Source organism: Paraburkholderia sp. (assembly GCF_026225065.1).
Lineage (GTDB): Bacteria > Pseudomonadota > Gammaproteobacteria > Burkholderiales > Burkholderiaceae > Paraburkholderia.
Genome location: NZ_JAMFSB010000230.1, coordinates 12,959 through 29,572, shown reverse-complemented (window position 1 = coordinate 29,572; position 16,614 = coordinate 12,959). Strand labels below are relative to the sequence as shown.

General features: G+C 65.3%; 11 protein-coding genes. 1 reads left to right on the top strand and 10 read right to left on the bottom strand.

Features of this window, described 5'->3' with window-relative positions:
- Positions 1 to 70: 70 nt before the first annotated feature.
- Complete coding sequence (locus M0954_RS17035; protein ID WP_297354422.1) at positions 71 to 1,036, bottom strand: D-2-hydroxyacid dehydrogenase family protein; 966 nt, start codon at positions 1,034 to 1,036, stop codon at positions 71 to 73.
- A 243-nt stretch (positions 1,037 to 1,279) separates the two neighbouring features.
- Between M0954_RS17035 and tssA the strand changes: the two genes are divergently transcribed.
- On the top strand, positions 1,280 to 2,320 hold the full coding sequence (gene tssA / locus M0954_RS17030) for a type VI secretion system protein TssA (protein ID WP_122158767.1): 1,041 nt from the start codon (positions 1,280 to 1,282) through the stop codon (positions 2,318 to 2,320).
- A gap of 69 nt (positions 2,321 to 2,389) precedes the next feature.
- Here the strand turns inward: tssA and M0954_RS17025 are convergent, their stop codons facing one another.
- The 9 genes from M0954_RS17025 to M0954_RS16985 form a co-directional block, all read right to left on the bottom strand.
- Positions 2,390 to 2,812 (bottom strand): hypothetical protein, encoded by a 423-nt coding sequence (locus tag M0954_RS17025; RefSeq protein WP_297354419.1) that lies wholly within the window; start codon positions 2,810 to 2,812, stop codon positions 2,390 to 2,392.
- A gap of 11 nt (positions 2,813 to 2,823) precedes the next feature.
- A complete protein-coding gene (locus M0954_RS17020; RefSeq protein ID WP_297354416.1) occupies positions 2,824 to 5,721 on the bottom strand; it encodes a serine/threonine-protein kinase in 2,898 nt (965 codons plus the stop codon).
- Positions 5,722 to 5,731: 10 nt separating this feature from the next.
- Entirely contained in the window at positions 5,732 to 6,451 is a 720-nt protein-coding gene (locus tag M0954_RS17015; protein WP_123387496.1) for a PP2C family serine/threonine-protein phosphatase, read from the bottom strand.
- Positions 6,448 to 7,968: a type VI secretion system-associated protein TagF gene (gene tagF, locus M0954_RS17010; protein WP_297354424.1), complete on the bottom strand. Its 1,521-nt coding sequence runs from the start codon at positions 7,966 to 7,968 to the stop codon at positions 6,448 to 6,450. The genes M0954_RS17015 and tagF overlap by 4 nt, the downstream gene beginning before the upstream one ends.
- Positions 7,965 to 11,540 (bottom strand): type VI secretion system membrane subunit TssM, encoded by a 3,576-nt coding sequence (gene tssM, locus M0954_RS17005; protein WP_297354414.1) that lies wholly within the window; start codon positions 11,538 to 11,540, stop codon positions 7,965 to 7,967. Before tssM ends, tagF begins: the two co-directional genes overlap by 4 nt.
- Before the next feature lie 4 nt (positions 11,541 to 11,544).
- Positions 11,545 to 12,939, bottom strand: a complete 1,395-nt coding sequence (gene icmH / locus M0954_RS17000; protein ID WP_297354412.1) for a type IVB secretion system protein IcmH/DotU — start codon at positions 12,937 to 12,939, stop codon at positions 11,545 to 11,547.
- The gene (gene tssK, locus M0954_RS16995) at positions 12,936 to 14,273 is read right to left on the bottom strand and encodes a type VI secretion system baseplate subunit TssK (RefSeq protein WP_297354410.1); all 1,338 of its coding nucleotides are present in this window, start codon (positions 14,271 to 14,273) and stop codon (positions 12,936 to 12,938) included. The genes icmH and tssK overlap by 4 nt, the downstream gene beginning before the upstream one ends.
- Positions 14,274 to 14,380: 107 nt before the next feature.
- On the bottom strand, positions 14,381 to 16,069 hold the full coding sequence (gene tagH / locus M0954_RS16990) for a type VI secretion system-associated FHA domain protein TagH (RefSeq protein ID WP_297354408.1): 1,689 nt from the start codon (positions 16,067 to 16,069) through the stop codon (positions 14,381 to 14,383).
- The gene (locus M0954_RS16985) at positions 16,066 to 16,614 is read right to left on the bottom strand and encodes a hypothetical protein (protein WP_297354406.1); all 549 of its coding nucleotides are present in this window, start codon (positions 16,612 to 16,614) and stop codon (positions 16,066 to 16,068) included. Before M0954_RS16985 ends, tagH begins: the two co-directional genes overlap by 4 nt.

Below are 16,614 nucleotides of genomic sequence, written 5' to 3'. Positions count from 1 at the left end.
CCAACAGCCCGCAGATGATTTCCATTGGCAACAGATCAGCAGGGCAGCGAAAACACTGCGGTCCCTTCGCTCAAATCTGCCGAATCGGCGCCCCGTCGATCCAGGCCCGAATCGCTTCCACAATCTGCGGATAAGCGACGCGATAGGTATTCTCCGTAACGTAGCCAATGTGAGGCGTAGCCAGCACGTTCGGGAGAAAGCGGAACGGATGTCCCGCGGCTAGCGGCTCTTCGTCGAACACATCAAGCGCGGCACCACCAATACGGCGCTCCTGCAGCGCTTCGATCAGCGCGCCTTCCGAAACGATAGGTCCGCGAGACGTGTTCACCAGATACGCGCCTGGCTTCATCAGTCCAAGCTCTCTCGCACCGACGAGCCCCTTTGTACGATCGCCAAGCTTGAGGTGAATCGTAAGCACGTCCGCCTCACGGAAGAGTTCATCCTTCTCGACACGTTGCACGCCCACTTCACTGGCCCGTTCGGAGGTCAGGTTCTGACTCCACGCAATAACGCGCATTCCGAACGCAACCCCGATGCGCGCGACGGCCTCGCCAATGCGCCCGAGCCCAAGCACACCAAGCGTTTTGCCGTTTACATCGATGCCCACACGCGTCTGCCAGCCACCGGCCCGCAATGACGCGGCCTCGCCGTACAGATTCCGCGTAGCGGCGAGTATCAGACTCCAGGTCAAGGCCGGGGTGGCGGCAGCATCGCCGCCTGTGGTGCCTGATACGACAATGCCGCGCGACTTCGCGGCATCGAGATCAATGGCGGCATTCCACATGCCGACGCTGACAATCAGCTTGAGACGCGGCAGACATGCGAGGAGATTCGCGTCGAAGCGGGTCCGCTCGCGCATCAGCACGACAGCATCGAACGGTGCGAGCCGGGCCGCAAGCGCGTCCGCGTCGCTGACATGATCATGAAAGAATACGGTGTTCGCCTGAGGCTGCAGGCCTGCCCAGTCAGCGAGCGACGGGGCGACATTCTGGTAATCGTCGAGGACGGCGACATTCAAGGCAGCGGGACCGGACATGCAGTTTGTCTCCTACGTAGGTGATGTTCGTGGATGCACTCAGATGGGCAGTCTAATGCGGCTGCTGTTTTTTTGCTGGCGAGCCCTCTGGCCAGCGAGCCCTTGGAATAACCGGTTCGACTCAAGCGTTTCATGTTCCTGAGACCCTGCTTGCGACCCATGCGTCGGCTCGCCTGCGTCCGGCGAAATCCCTCAACGGATTTCTCTTTGCGGAAATACGTCCCCTAACCACAGATCCCCACGATGCAACTCGACCTCGACCGCTTCCTGGCCCCAATCGATGACAGCCCGCCCACGGGGAAAAACCTCGAATACGACCCCGCGTTTGCCGAGCTGGAGCGAATCGCCACACCCGTCTCCGAGCGAGCGATGGGCGACAGCATCAAAGCCGCCGTCGAACCCGACTGGGACAAAGTGGCCGATGCAGCCGACGCGCTGCTCGCTCGCACCAAGGACCTGCGCGTCGCGCTCCATCTGAGCGCCGCATGGACACGTAAAGATGGGCTCGATGGCTGGAGCGCAGGCCTCGGTCTGGTCCGGGCACTGCTGGAGCGCTACTGGGACGATGTCCACCCTCAGCTGGACGCCGACGACGACAACGATGCCACCGCACGTGCCAACGCGCTGATGGTCCTTGGCAACCCGCAGAGCGTGCTAGGGTACTTCCGCGCCGCGACGTTCGTGCAATCGGTGCGGCTCGGCCGTTTCTCGCTGCGAGATCTGCGCGTCGCGGCGGGCGTGGTGGCTGCGGCGCCGTCGGCGGACGGCGCGCCTGCTCCCAGCCTTGTCGATCTCGAGGCGGCCTGCATGGATTGCCCCGACGATGAGTTACCCCGTACAGCCGCCCTACTCGCCGAAGCACTGGAGCACGCAGAATCGATCGATGCGCTTCTGGGCGAAAAGCTGGGAACGTCGAGCCCGGATCTGAGCCAACTGACGGCCGATATCAGGGATCTGAAGAAATTCGTCGACGCGCAACGCGCGCGGCGCTTTCCAGAACAGCAATACACGGATTCCACCGGCGGCGCGCCGGAGACGCAGTCAGGAGGAACGGATCCGATCGACCAGCCTCGCTCGCGAGGCATCGCAGGACCTGACGATGTCGTCCTGCGCATTGACGAAATCTGTGAGTACTACGAACGCAACGAACCCTCCAGTCCGCTGCCCATCCTGCTCAAACGAGCCCGACGTCTGGTGGGCAAGAATTTTGTCGAAATCATGCAGGACATCACACCAGGCGGTCTCTCGGAGCTGCAAACGCTGTCCGGTTCCGAAGTCGACTGACACGCTTTCGTGTCTTTCTCATGGCGTGCCCCACGCCGGTACCGTCCTCACCGATACCGGCAGCCCACGTCACGTGCATGTAAGCCAGTAGCACAGCACAACGCCGATACAGAGTGCGATGGCGCCAAGCAGCGCGGCCCTTTCAATGAGCCCCACTGCGCCGAGGGTCGTGCTCGACCTGTCACGCTTTCGCTCCGCTTTGCCATCGCGCGTTTTTCCCATCTCGCCTGACATCAGCGTGTCGTATGCCGGCACCGCGCGACGCACCGTATCGCGTTCGGCCTGAGCGATCTCGTCACCCAGCGACTCCAGCAAGGCACGCCGGCGGTCCCGGTATTCGTCGCGTGCAATGCGGTGCAGCCGATGATCTTCGTCGAGCGCGCGCAGCGCCTCGTTAACCTGACGTTCGCGGGCCTTCATTGCCGCCCGCGCGTCACTCTCTTCCATGCCGCGCTGGCTATCGCCTGCCGACGCCGACTGGTGTTCCATCATGCCGTTCCTCATCAGTTACCCACGCCGCTGGCAGGGGCCGCAACATCGTCCGGCGCGGACGCAGCATCCACGCCGGCGTCGCCAGACGTGTCGGGGTTCTGCGTCTTGATCTGATCGAGCAACGCACGTAGCCCACCTTTTGGCAACGTCACGCGGGCGCCGAGGTCGCGCTCCAGTTGCTGCATGCCGTCGGGATCGGCGGCGGCTGTGCTCGCGTAACGCGCGCGCAGATCCTGGTAGTCGGGGTCCGCAATCGGCTGGCTACGGGCCGCAAGGATTGCGGCAGCCACCTGATAACGTTGCGCCGCATTGTTGAGTCTCGTGTCGTCGTTGAGCGCACCGGCACCCTGCGCCGCGATCTTTGCGGCATCCGCGAGCAAGCCCTGCTGACACAAGGCACGCGCATTGCCAAGGAAGGCGGCGGACACCAGTTGCCGCCCTTCCGCGCCCACGAACGGATCCGATGGCTGTACGGTGCGCAACCGCGCGAAAGCGCTGAGCGCACGTGGCCCGTCGTTTGCACTCGCGGCAAGACGCACCGCGTCGGTCAGAGAGGCCGGGTCGCCGCTCGCAATCTGCTGGTCGATCTTCTGCTGCTGCAGCAGGCCCAGCATGCGGTCGCGCTGTGCGGCTAGTGCCGTCGAGCGCGGTGCGTAGCGCAGCCCGGCCTGGACCAGATCGAGATATTGCTGCGCCTGGCCTGGGTCGTTCACCTTCTCCGCCGCCGTGATGATGCCGTCGACGAGCATCTCGATCGCCTGCTCGGTCCCGGGCGCGTCGTCGCCTCGCAGAGACAACATCGCACTGCTCACGGCGTCCAGCCACTCGTTGTTTGCCGCAGGACTGGCGGCGAGCTGCGCCAGCGCGCGGCGCGCGTCGGCCACGCTCGACCGGTTCGCGTGCGCATCGGGATGCGCGGCCGCATACTCGAGCGCAGCGTCCAGCTGCTCGCGCCGCTGCTGCAAAGGCGCCGAGTCAGGGAACAACTGCAACGCGAGCGTGATTCTCGAACGCGCCTTGCCGAATTGACCCAGATCGATCGACTGCCCGATCGCCGTGTCGTACTTTGACTCGAGCTGGCTGTTTTTCAGCAGCGCGCTGCCCGGGTCGAGCGCCCGGATGCGGTCGAGAATTTCGGCGGCGCTGCCGGGCTGGTCTTCGAACAACGCCTCGCGGTCGCTGGCCTGATCGAGATCACCGCCCAGTCTGCCGAGCAGATCGTTGCGTTCGTCTTCGATCCGCTTACGGCGCCCGTCGAAGGTCGGTGAAAACAGCTTGAGCCGATCGCGCAGTTCGAACACGTGCTGGACCGCGCCGTAATCGAAGCGGCCAAGCGTCGGATTCCAGTATGCGTCGAGGCGCTCCAGCAAAAAGCCCTGGATAGCATCGCTCTGGTCGAGCACCGCACGCTCGCGCTCGTCTTCGCCGAGCGCGTGGAGTGCCGCCATCATCTGGTTCTCGTCCACGTAGTGTTGCGGATTCGCGGCCGCCAGGCGGCCAATCGCCGTTTCCAGTTGACGATGGCGCATCTGGATGTGCAGCACCGCCCCACCCGCCGTCAGCAGCGCCACGGCAAGCGCTGCCCCGAAATATGGCGCGAGGCGCTCGCCCGTGCTTCTGCGGCGCAGGCCGTCGATCAGCGCCTCGACACTATGCGGCCTCTCTTCGCCATGAAACGCAACCGCGTCGCACAGCGCCTTCTGCTGGCGCCGGGAGAGACCGGGCACGACGGGTGGTTGCCGCCCTTCCTTCATCGCCACATCGGCGCTGTGGCGATCGAACGGATGCCTGCCGGTCAGCAGCTCGAAGATCACACAGCCCAGCGCATAGACGTCGTCGCGAACGGCTGGATGCGCGCCTTCGATCATTTCCAGACTCGCGTAGGCTGGCGTCAGTGCACCGAGCGTGCCCGCGTCGAACACCGTTTGCTCGCCTACCGCACCGGCGCCTGACATGCCCGCGCGGGCGATGCCGAAGTCGAAAACCTTGGCGACGCCATCGCGCGTAACCATCACGTTACCGGGCTTGAAATCCGAGTGCACGATGCCGCTCGCGTGGGCTCGCTGCAACGCGCGCGCCATGCCCTCGATCAGCGGCCATGCTTCGTCGAACGGCATGCCCGCCGAGGCCCGTTCGCGGATCAGCGTGCGCAGGTCGGTACCGTCGATGTACTCCATCGTCATATAGACGATCGTGCCGTCCTTGTCGAAATCGTAGACATGCACGATGTGGTCGTCGGCGAGCCGCTGCGCGCGACGCGCTTCGCGTTGAAGCGCAATCAGTGCATCGGGATGGCGGCGGAACTCGTCATTGAGCACCTTGACCGCCAGATACGGATCCCGGTCGCGCGCTTCCACCTTGCGTTCGTCTTTCGCGAGATAGACCACGCCCATACCGCCGCGGCCCAGTTCACGCTCGAGCAGAAAACGGCCCTTCAAGAGCATGCCGACGCTCGCGTGCTCCACGCTCTGCGCCTGTGCGAGGCTCTGCCAGCTCGCGCGGTTCAGGCTACCGTCGACGGCCGAGCTGCCTGTGCCTGTGCCGCTGCGGCGACTGTTGGCGCTGCTCGCAGGCTTGACCACCGTCGCGTCAGCGTCCGCGTCGCGCACAGATGCGAGGACATGCTGATCCTCGTTCCTGGCGGACTGCACCCGGGTCGGCTCGAAGTCATCGGCGTCAGACTCGGACTCTGATCTGGAATCGGACAGCAACCGCGCGGATGACGCAGCGTCCTCCCCCGCAGGATCGGATTCGACGTCGATCATCCGGGGCGTGCGCGGTGGCAACGCCGCGACGGTATGCCTCGCTGCAATCAGCCGTCCATACCGGGCCTTGACCGAATCGAACAACGCCGCGAGCGTCGAAGTGCGTTCGCGACAGGCGGCTAGAAAATCGTTGAAGTTGTTCATGACGAGAAGTTCACGATGCGTCGAGCCGCACGAAAACGGCCGAAATGTTGTCCCGTGCGCGTCCTGCGAGCGCGAGCGAAAACAGGCGCCTGACCTGCTCATGCGGATCGTCCGGCGTGCAGCATGCATTCGCCAGCCCTGCGTCGTTCAATTCCTTGTTGACGCCGTCCGTGCACAGCAGGAACTGCATCCCCGGCCGGCTGCCGGCCACGACCCAGTCGACGTAGAGCGTCTCGTCGACGCCGACCGCCCGTGTCAGTACTCCCGCTCCCGCGCCGGGTGGAGCACGGCGTCCGAAATGCGTTACGTCGACCGGTTGGCCGTGCACATGGTCTCGCGTGAGCAACGTGAACGCGCCATGATCGTCGACATAGACGCGGCTATCGCCAACCCAGCCGCACAGCACGAACTGCTGGGCGTGAACCAGCAGCGCGACCGTCGAGCCGATCACATCGACCTGTTGCTCGATAGCGGCGGCGCGCAGTTCCTCGTTGACCTGCTGCAGGCTGTCCTCGATCGCTGCAACGAACGCGTACACATCCCCTTCGCGCCTGAGCAAGCCGAGCCGCTCGACGATCAGCGAGCTCGCGAGGTCGCCTGCCGCGTGACCGCCCATGCCGTCGGCGACCACCCACAATCCGAGGTCTTCACGTAGCAGGATCGCATCCTCATTGCGGCGTCGCACCTTGCCCGTCTCGGTGTGGCCAGCGGAGCGGCAACGGGTCGTCATGCGTCCACTCCGATGACCGCGAGCGGCCACAGCGCCGACCGGCCGCCGAGCCCCGCGCAGACGGCCAGATGAAGGCGAGCGTCGTCGTGACTGGACAACGCGAGCGCTTCAGCAAGACAGGTGCGTGGGAGTTGAACCAGCTCACGCGTGACGAGCAGCACCAGACGATCGCCGTGCTCCAGCAGGATGTCCGCCTCGTCCCAATCCGGTTCGCTCGCCGCGCCGATGCCTGGCATATCGATCCACGTGTCGCCGAACAGCAGATCGTCGAATTCGCCGCCCGTGCCCACAGCCCGCTCGACGAACAGCGGCTGCAGTTGCCCACGCCGCCAGAGCCATGCGGATGCCGCACCGATGCGCAGCAGGCGCACCGCAGCGCCGTCGAAACAGGCGATCAGCGCGGCGCCGTTTTCCGCCGCCGCATGGCGCGACGCCTCGCCGCGCACGCGCAGTTGTGCGTGCAGCGCCATCAGCGCTGAGCGCAACCGCGCCAGATCAGGCTCACCCGCCAGCGAGGCGTCCCGGATGCGGCGCGCAGCGAGACGGCCGGGGATCTCGGGACCTTCGTCGGCGCACAGCACCAGCATGCGGCCGTCATCAAGGCTCAGCATCGCCGGTTGCATATCAACGTCAACTTCAACGGCAACCTCAACGTCATGGAGCAGCTGCAGATCATGTGGCAGCGCAGGCATCGTGTCGCGCATGGTCAGCCCGGTACGATAAGCGGTCACAGGGTCCGCACCGAACCCATCAAGGACGTCGCCAACCACCGCAGGCGCAGGTCGAACCAGGTCCTGCAAATCGAGCTCTGGCTGGCTACCGGAATCAGGCACGCCTGACGAGGCAGTTTCGTCAGGCCTCCCCGCACCCTGCTCCAGCAGCGTTGCATAGCTGCGCGGCAGGCCGCGTGTCGCGAGCAGATTCGTCCCGTTCGCCGTCCACCACAAGCACCATGGACCCGGGCGCAGACTCAACTGCGTCCACGTTTGCGTCAGCATGATTCCGGCTGCCGCGCCGGCGGACAGTGTCATCTGCCATTGCCCGCTGTCCCAAGGCAGCGCGCGCCAGCTTGCGCTAATGGCGGGCTCGTGTGTCGACGGACCGGCCAACGCGGCGACCCGCGCATCGAAGGTCTCGACGCTCACGGCGTCGTAGAGCGCGCTGCGATAGACGCGCTCGAGCGCATCGAACCACGCCTCATTACCGAAGATGGCGCTGACGTCACCGCTACAGGGCGCCGCGAGCACGAGCGGGAACGCCCGACCGAGCCGGTCCACCGCCGGCCCAACCAGTCCGCACCAGGCACCCTGACCACACGCTTGAGCAGGCAGCATGAAGCGCCACGCCGGACCCTGCTTCCAGGCCTGCGTCCACCGGTCCCCCAGTTCGCGTCGTCCGGTTTCGACGGCGTGCTGGAAATGGCCGTCCCAGTCATAGACGAAACTCGGGGCCAGCCGTCGCTGGACAAAATCGCCTGCACCCGGCAGCTTGCCGTAAAAACCGACGCCGCCGGTCATCGCGGACACCTGAATTCCCGTACCTCGTCGTTGAGGAACGGGTTCTCGAGGCTCGCCGGCTGGATCGGCAGCTTTACGGTGTGGCCGTCGAAATCAAAACTGGCGAGATAGCGCAGATCGCCCTGTTTCTGCAGATGCGCTGCATCGAGCGCATGAAAAAAGGCCCAATCGCCGTCGTACTTCAACGGTGCACCGACCGGCTGGCCAGACGTATCGAATGCCGTCACGACTACGTGCCCAGGCTGCGGACCGGGCCACGTCATCGTCATGCTGGCCGCACCGTTGGCGGAGTAGTCGTACTTCTGGCCGTCGATCTCGATCGTCAGCTTTGCGATCGCCGGATCGAGTTGCGGCGCCTGCAGCGTGAAGCCGACCGCAAGCTGCGCACCGTTGCGGAAGTAGATCTGGCGGATCGCGTCGGCGGCCTGCGCTTCGCTCAGCACCGAAGCAGGACCGGGCGGCACGCCGGGTTTCCAGCGCCATGCACGCCCACTCGTATCGACGAATTTCGCGAGCGTCGACTTGAAGAAGCTGTCGAAGCGTCCGCCATTGCTGAACAGATCGGTGAAGTTCTGCAAGGGAATGTCCGAGGTGCCGTTTGCCGCGAACGGATAGCGTCCATCCACCATGCGCGCGCAATCGTTGCCGGCCGCTGCGCGGAACTGGTCGGCGAGCGCCGCACTGTTGCCGCTCGCAACGAGCGATGCACTCTTCGTCGCCACGCCAGACACCAGCGCAGCCACTTGCGGCGGCAGTTCGCCCGTCTCCTGGCGCGCCGCGAGGACCGCGGGGTTGTTCTGCGTGGCGGGGTCGCTGAGATCGGACATCGATAGCAAGCTCTTGCTCAGTTGGTCGAGCACGCCGATCGTGTGGTCGAGCGGTGTCGAACCGGGGGTGCCGGCGCTCAGCTCGTTCAACTGCGCGAAGTGCGCCTCGATGGCGGCGCCCGGCCGAGTGCCGGCCGTCCCGCTCGCCCCGTTTGCCGCGGCAGCAGGCGCGCCGTTGGGCAGCGTGGCGCCGGCGCCGCGCAACTCGCCGGCGAGGCGCGTATTGAGCGCCCTTCGCGTCGCGAGGTTCTCGCCCACCGTCTTCGCCTGGGACGCGACTGCGGCCTCGGCCGCACCCGACGCGGCGTCGTCGTGCGCCGGACTACGCAGCATGTCGCTGGTGTTATCGCGCACCAGTTGCAGCAACGCCTTGAGCGGCGAGCCGGGGCCAGACAGTTTCGCAGCCTCGGCACTTGCGCTCTGGATGTCACTGACCGGCTGAAGTTGCAGGTCATCCAGCAGGGCATCCCATGCCTTGATGTAATCCTGCTCGTACAGTGCCAGCACCTGCTGCGCATAGCGCGAACGCGCCAGCGGTTCGACGCGGCCTGCATTGAATACCCAGTAGTCCTTGACGAATCGATCTACTGACTGATCGATCCCGCCGTTCACCTCGGCAGCGAAATACGGCTGAGTGAAAAGTGCCGGCAACGGCTTCGATAGCGGCGCACCGCTCTTGCGGCGAAACACATTGCCGAGCAGCCCGAGCGTCTGATCGAGACGCACCGGCGGCACGCCCGAGCGCGCGGCGTCGAGCTGGACGCTGCCGTACACGAGGGTGGCCAGATCGGCGGTCTTGAGCGTCGCACGCGCCTGATCGATCAGTGCGTTGTCGAGCGTCAACGCACGCGGCTTCTGCGGATCGTCGACCAATGTCGAGAAGTGCCGGTCGAGTGCGCTCTGGATCGCGGGATCCTGCGGGAACAGGCGCTGCCATTCGATGCTCGCGAGCGCCGCGAGCTCACCCGGATCCAGATGCTGCGGCTGACCCAGCATCAGATAGCCCTTCAGATAGTCGTAAAGCGACTGCGGGTCGTTGGCGCTGACACTGAGGCCTTCGCGGAACCGGACGCCGACACCTGGCAGCAGCGTGCCGTTCAGCTCGCGCAGATACGCACTGTGCACCTGCGCGTACAGCGCATGTCCTTCGAACAGGCCGAAGCGCATCAGCAGCGGAACGTGCCCCTGATACTGACCCGCGACGTCCTGCGCGTCCGCAATGACCTCGAGATGGCCGAGCGCGCGGGCAAACCAGGCCTTCAGATCCGGCGCGCCGGCGAGACTGTTGCCGGGCGGCAGATCCTTCAACTGGTCCTGCACCTCGTCCACGTAGAGGCGGTTGCGCTCGTAGCTGGTCGCGAAGCCCGTCACCAGCAACGCCGTCAGCAACGCGATGCCGGCATAGAAGGCTGCCTGAATCGCGATTTTCTGCCGCTCCAGCCGTGGATTGGTGCCGGCGAGGCCCGACTCGCGGAACAGCACGTCCTTGAGCAACCGTTCGGCGAAGAACGTGCGACGCTGCGTCGAGCGGCCTTGCACGCGGCCGGCGTCCACGCCGAAGGTGCGTGCGACGGCGCCCAGCATACGGTCGATCGGCGCCCCCTCCTGGGTGCCCGAGGTCAGGTAAGCGCCACGCAGCAACGGCGTCGCGCCGTATTGAGAATGCCCGAATGCGCCTTCGACAAACTGCCTGGCGATCTCGCGAAACGCACCGAGTTGCTGCGGAAAACTGAGCACAGCGGCGCGGCGGCCGCGGTCGCGCTGGGCGTGCAGACGCTCGATCACGCGTGTATTCAGATGCTCCAGCAACAGGTCGAATTCGCCGGTAAAGCGTGTGCTGGCGGTGCCGTCGAAACTCGAATCGACCGGGAAGGTCATACCCCAGACCTGACGGCGCAGATCCGGCCCGAGGTCGTCGAAGAACTCGCCGAAGCCCGCCACGAGGTCGCACTTGGTGAATACCAGATACACCGGGAACGCCACCTTCAGATGGTCCGATAGTTCGTCCAGACGGCGGCGCACCGCGCGGATATGCTGCTGGCGGGCGTCGTCGTCGAACGTCAGCAGGTCCGACACGCTCATCGTCACGATCACGCCGTTTAGCGGGCGGCGCTTGCGGTAGCGGCGCAACAGCCCGAGGAACGACTGCCATGCCGAGCCATCGGCGAGCGCATCGGAATCCTGAGTTGTGTAGCGGCCGGCCGTATCGAGAAAGACCGCTTCATCGGTGAACCACCAGTCACAGTTGCGCGTGCCGCCAATCCCGCGGATCGCGTCCTTGCCAAAGCGCTCGGCAAGTGGGAAGTCCAGTCCGGAGTTCTGCAGCAGCGTGCTCTTACCCGAGCCTGGCGGCCCGATCACGACATACCATGGCAACGCATACAGGTTGCCGCCATTGCGCCGCGTTTTACGCAGGGTGTCGACCGCCTCTCGAAAGCGCTGCTGCAGTTGCGCGCTCTCGGCGACACTGCGCTCGTCGCCAGCAGACGACGCGTTCTGACCGGCGAGTTCTCCGGGTAGCTGTGCCGTCTTGCGCTGCGCCCGCCACTGCATCACCTGCATGCACAGCAACCAGATCAGCACGAGCGCCAGGATCAGGGCGACGCGCGACGCGGCGCTCGCGAGCGGCTGCAGCTCGCCGATGCCGAGATACGGACCGGCCAGCCAGATCAGTGCCGCGATCAGCAGCATGCCGGCTGCGATTGCAAACCATCGGGACGTCGCCCAGGTTTTTAGCGAGTTCATGGGCTCAGTTCTCCGGGATGTAGAGGATTTCGACGCGCCGGTTGCGCGCCCGGTTGGCGGGCAAATCGGCCGGCGTGGCGATCGGCTGCGACGAACCTGCGCCGTTCGACTCGAGCCTGCGCGGATCGTCAAGCCCCTGCGCGAGGATCTGCGCGGTGTTCTGCGCACGCGCCGTCGACAGCTCGAAGTTGTCCTTGAATTTCAGGGAGCGCACCGGCTGGTCATCGGTATGGCCGACCACCACCACCCGGCCTTGCACTTGGTTCAATGCCCAAGTAATCCGGTGCAGAAGCGGCACGACCTCGGGGGCGATATCGGCACCGCCGGACGGGAACAGTTCCGCTGCGGCCAGCCGCACGGTGTCGCGGCCGTCGGCCTGCTCGTCGACGCTTAGCTGTCCTGCCTGCTCCTGCGGCGCGAGCAATTTCTTGAGGGTCACGCGCACCGCCTTGGGCGTCGCGACCGTTTGTGGCGGCGCGGCCTCCTCGAGGCCGATCGCGGCGAGCTGCGCGCTGACGGGCGCCGTAAGTGCATTGAGGCGCGTGAAGAAGAACAGGAACGTCCCCAGCACGATCAGGAGCGCGGCGGCGCTTGCCACCCACAGCGGCACATGACGCATCACCGGATTGCGCCGGTCCTCAACACCGCGCCAGTGCGGCGCCAGTTCGTCGGCAGGCGCTTCGCGAAGCCCGCGAATGCGGCGATACAGGTCGTCCTGGATGTCGGCCAGACGCGCGAGCCCGCCCTGCTCCACCAGATAGCGGCCGCCAAAGCCCAACGCCAGGCAGATGTACATCATCTCGATCAGATCAAGATGACGCGAGAAGTCCACGCTCAGGCGATCGAGGATCTGGAAGAACTTGGCGCCGCCGTAGGTTTCGCCATGGAAGGTCACGAGCAAAGTTTTCTGGGTCCAGCCGCTCTGGTCGCTCCACGGCGCGTTGTTCACGGATTCGTCGAGCATCGTGCATAGCACGTAGCGCGCGGCCATGATCGTCTGCGTGTTGATTCCCGTGTCTTGCGTGTAGCGTTCAAAGCTGCGCACGTGCGCCACGGCCTGCTCGCGCAGACGGCCGATGTCGACCGGTGGCGCCACGCTGTGCCGCAGTTGCACGGCGAGCAGCAGCAGCGGATTGGCCGCGCGCACGAGAGGATTGGCGACGCCGCTGAGGAAGTCACCGAGTTCGGCGCGCAGTGCCGCCCGCCTGGACGGTTGCGCAGATTGCGCGGGCTGTGCGGTTTGTGTGCTTTGGGCGACACGCACGGTCTGCGGGCGCGGCGACATGATGCGCGTCACGTCGTCGGTGTTGCCTGCGCCGGTCATGTCCTGCTCGTCCCGCGGACGCACGAGGGTCGCGTCGGCGCGCACGGTGTCATTGGAGCGGTTGCCGGAATTCATGTGCGCACCGCCCATAGTTGCAGATCCAGTTCGGCAAAACCGCTGCCGAAGTGCATAGCGATGCCGCCGGATGTCTTCAGCATGCGCCACATCGGCGAGCTCCTGTCGCACTCGAAGTACAGGAAGCCAGACGTGTACGGCAGTTGGCGCGGCGCCACTGCCATCGGCAAAACGCCGATGCCTGGCAGTTGCAGATTGACCAGGTCGCGGATCTTTTCGACCGGACCGATCTTCGACTGCGTCGGCAACTGCCGGCGCATATCCTCGGACTTGAGATCCGCCTTCGCAGCCAGCACAAAGGTGGCTGTATCGAGCAGTGTCGGATCGGGCACGACACCCACCCAGACCCCGTATTTGCGCTGCTGCAGCGGGATGGCCACCGCGTTTTGCTCGAGCACCGCGCTCAACGCGATGCGCAATGCCGCAATCAACGGATCGAAGCTCTCGCGCAACGCCTCGTGACGGTACGGCGGAAAGGCTTGCACGCGCTTGCCCGGCGACGTGAAGGTGGCAAGTTCCCCCGCCAGTTCGAGCAGCTGTCCGAACAATGCCTCGGGGTGCAACAGCGGCGCTTCCGCCAGATGCGCGACGAGCGGCTGATAGCGGTTGATGACCTGCAGCATCAGGAAGTCGGCGATCTCCGCCGCGCCGCCACGGTCGGTTTCGGCGACGCGGCCCGCGAGAGCCTCGCCGCGCTGATGCAGCAGACCGAGCAGCTCGGACAGGAATGTCACGAGCCGCCTGGCTGCCTCGGTGTTGAGTGCGCTCGGCATGAAGCCGTCATCGAGGATCACGCGCCGGTCGGCCCGGCACTCGACCACGCGGGCGAGCGGAATGCTCATCAGGCCTTCGGCGGGCTGCGACTCGGGCAACAGACGCGTGCTCATTCCCGCTACTTCCAGCGTCGTGCCCCCTTCCATGCTGCCGGACGCATCGAGCACTTCAGTTTCGCGCACACGATAGCGAAACAGCTGGTCGGAGCCCGTGTCGGGCCACGCGCTGTCGGGTTGGGTCGGCGAGCGCAGCGGCAACGTTAGATGCACGACCTGGTCGCGCCAGTTCACGTCGATGTCGAGCGGCGGCGGCAACGGGTCGTCGCCCGGCATCGCGAACGGCGTGCCGTCGGGAAACACGCCTCGCGCGCGCTTGATGCCGAGCTTGCCGATCGCGAGCAGCTCGCTTTCGAGCTCGAGCTCCTGGAAGCCCCAGCCATGCGGACGCAGCGCGCCAGTGCGCAACTGCACGTAGCGCTCGAAATAGCGCTCCTGCTGCTGCATGTGCTGCGGCCTGAGAAACAGGCCTTCGCTCCATACCACCTTGTTGTTCTGGGTCATGTCGGGTGTCAGGTAATGGTTCTTTATGCGTCGCACGCAATCGGTCGCTCACGACGGCTGGTGATGGCTCGGAATGGCTCGTATTGCGTCAGGCGTGCGAGCGGCTTTCAGTTGCGCCGGTTTTTCAGGCGCCCGAGCTGCTCTTCATAGGCACGGGCGAATTCATCGCCAAACAGCCTTCGAAAGCATTCGTCAGGATTCCTTGTGATTGCCTCGAACTCTTCCTTGTAACGTTCCCAATGTCGGGGGCGGCCACCAAACGGCAGCCGTCGTGTGCCGCCTTCGTTAAACTGCTCGATGCGTGCCGGGTCGAAGTGCGCCAGCATCGAATCAAAAGCGGAACGTACACCGGCTAGCATCGCCATCTGATGGTTGCGGATGTCGTCGGCGGCATCGACGAGAGCGGCGCTGCCCGAGAGAAATCCGCCATCGGGCGGCGCGAGCAGGCGCTTGACCGCCTCCTTCGCGGTCGGTGCGAACTTCAACGGATTGTTTTCCGAGCGCTGGATCAGTGTTGCGGGTAGCCGAAAGCTGTTTTTCAGTTCTGCGCGGGCACGTAATACGTCCATCATTGCGTCCACGGCGATCTCGAACATGGCGTCGAGTTCGGGTGTGGTTGGCGGCGTGGGCGTGGTCGGCGATGTCGGAGCCGGTTCGCTTGGGGTCTCAGCGATGACGGGCGCGTGCGGTGGCGCGTCTCTGTCCGTCGTACTCACGCCTTGCATCGGCGCAGCCGGGGTTGTCTGCAACGACGGTGCGGAGACTGATGATGCCGTCGCCGTTTGCGATGTAACCGCACCGGCTTCGGTAGCCGGAGCTTTATCCTGCGACGCGAACGCCATCTCGCCCGACGCGGGTGCGGGTGCGGGTGTCGGCGTCGCCAGCGCAAACATATGCGTAGGAACCGGCGTCGGCTGCGCCTGCACATCGGCAACGGATGACTCATGCTGCTGGGACGCACGCCCTACCGCAGCAGGGCCTGCCATCGACACATCCCCTTGCCACACGCTCGCCGCCGCAGCATGCGCGGCGGCCCGATAGCCGGTTGCGTCCCAGTCTTCCGGCAGCATCGGTCCATCGACGCGCGCAGCTTGCGGCTGCGGCGGACGAAAACGGTCAGCAACCGAGGGCGTGTGGTTCCAGTCCTGAGGCGTCGACGCAAACGGCGGCGGTTCATCCTGATACGACGACGGCGCGTCGAACAGCGCCAGCGGATCGAGGCTCGCACCGGGAGCAGGTCCATCGGCCCCCGGAATCAGGCCTTCGGCTTCGCCTCCATGGTCCAACGCACCACCGTGCGACGGACGAAGCAGCAGGCTCATGTCCAGCGGATCCCTGTTTTCGTCCGCGGCGAACGCAGGACGCGCGAGCGCCGCGGATGTGGGTCCAGGCGCAGGCGTGTCTGTCTGAACGGGCGACGCTACGGGCGTCGCCAAAGCAACCTCGCCCATTCCACCAGGACGCGTTTCATCCTCGCGGCTCAAGCGCACGCCCACCTCGAAGGTATCGATCTGCAACCGGTCGCCCTCCTTCAGTGCAGCCGGCTCCCCTCTGCGCAAAGGCGCGCCGTTCAGCAGCATGCCGTTGGTGCTCCGGTCCTCGATGAAGTAGATGCCATTCAGGTAACGCACGACCGCATGAAGGCGCGATACGCCTTCCGAGCCAAGCACCCAGTCGCATTCTTCGGAGCGGCCAATGCTGCCATCTCGGCAGTCGAACAGCTGTTCACGGCGACCGTCGAAACGCTGCGTGCGTTCGCCTTCCAGCGCGAGGATCAAGCCAGGCGCGACACTCATTGCAACCCTCCATCGATTCCATCAGGAATGCTCAGCAGATTCAGGGCATCGCGCACAAATTCGGCGCGGCGCGCATCGAACCGCGCCGGTTCCAGCGCGGCCATATAGGCGACCGCCGCGCTCGCCGCAATCGCGCTCAGATGCGCAGGCGGAGGAGTCGGCCGCTCATGGTCCGGATTCAGATTGCCGCCCGACCAGCCCGCGGCGGCAGCAGTCCACGCACCGATCGTCTGGTAGCGATGCGCTTTTGCGAAGGCGAGCGCGGCGCCCTGTTGTGACTCGGCAGGCTCGCGCAGCCACGCCTCCGCGAGCGCGAGACCGGCCAGGTCGTGCTCGTTCAGTGGCTGGCGTCGCCCGCACTGGCAGGCCCACGCCACAGCGTATCGGCGTGGCAGCAGACGGGCCAGCAGCCTCAGTGCATCGGCCTGGTAGCCGCCATCGAGGAGTACCTGCACGGCGGCACGCGCAGACGCGACCGGTCGCACGCAGCCGATCGCCTCTTCGGAAAGCCGCATTTGCCGGGCCGCATCGAGGATTGCAATCAT

Coding starts and splice junctions, on each gene's coding strand:
- M0954_RS17035 (WP_297354422.1), bottom strand. CDS start 1,036: ATGTCCGGTCCCGCTGCCTTGAATGTCGCCGTCCTCGACGATTACCAG.
- tssA (WP_122158767.1), top strand. CDS start 1,280: ATGCAACTCGACCTCGACCGCTTCCTGGCCCCAATCGATGACAGCCCG.
- M0954_RS17025 (WP_297354419.1), bottom strand. CDS start 2,812: ATGATGGAACACCAGTCGGCGTCGGCAGGCGATAGCCAGCGCGGCATG.
- M0954_RS17020 (WP_297354416.1), bottom strand. CDS start 5,721: ATGAACAACTTCAACGATTTTCTAGCCGCCTGTCGCGAACGCACTTCG.
- M0954_RS17015 (WP_123387496.1), bottom strand. CDS start 6,451: ATGACGACCCGTTGCCGCTCCGCTGGCCACACCGAGACGGGCAAGGTG.
- tagF (WP_297354424.1), bottom strand. CDS start 7,968: ATGACCGGCGGCGTCGGTTTTTACGGCAAGCTGCCGGGTGCAGGCGAT.
- tssM (WP_297354414.1), bottom strand. CDS start 11,540: ATGAACTCGCTAAAAACCTGGGCGACGTCCCGATGGTTTGCAATCGCA.
- icmH (WP_297354412.1), bottom strand. CDS start 12,939: ATGAATTCCGGCAACCGCTCCAATGACACCGTGCGCGCCGACGCGACC.
- tssK (WP_297354410.1), bottom strand. CDS start 14,273: ATGACCCAGAACAACAAGGTGGTATGGAGCGAAGGCCTGTTTCTCAGG.
- tagH (WP_297354408.1), bottom strand. CDS start 16,069: ATGAGTGTCGCGCCTGGCTTGATCCTCGCGCTGGAAGGCGAACGCACG.
- M0954_RS16985 (WP_297354406.1), bottom strand. CDS start 16,614: ATGATTGCAATCCTCGATGCGGCCCGGCAAATGCGGCTTTCCGAAGAG.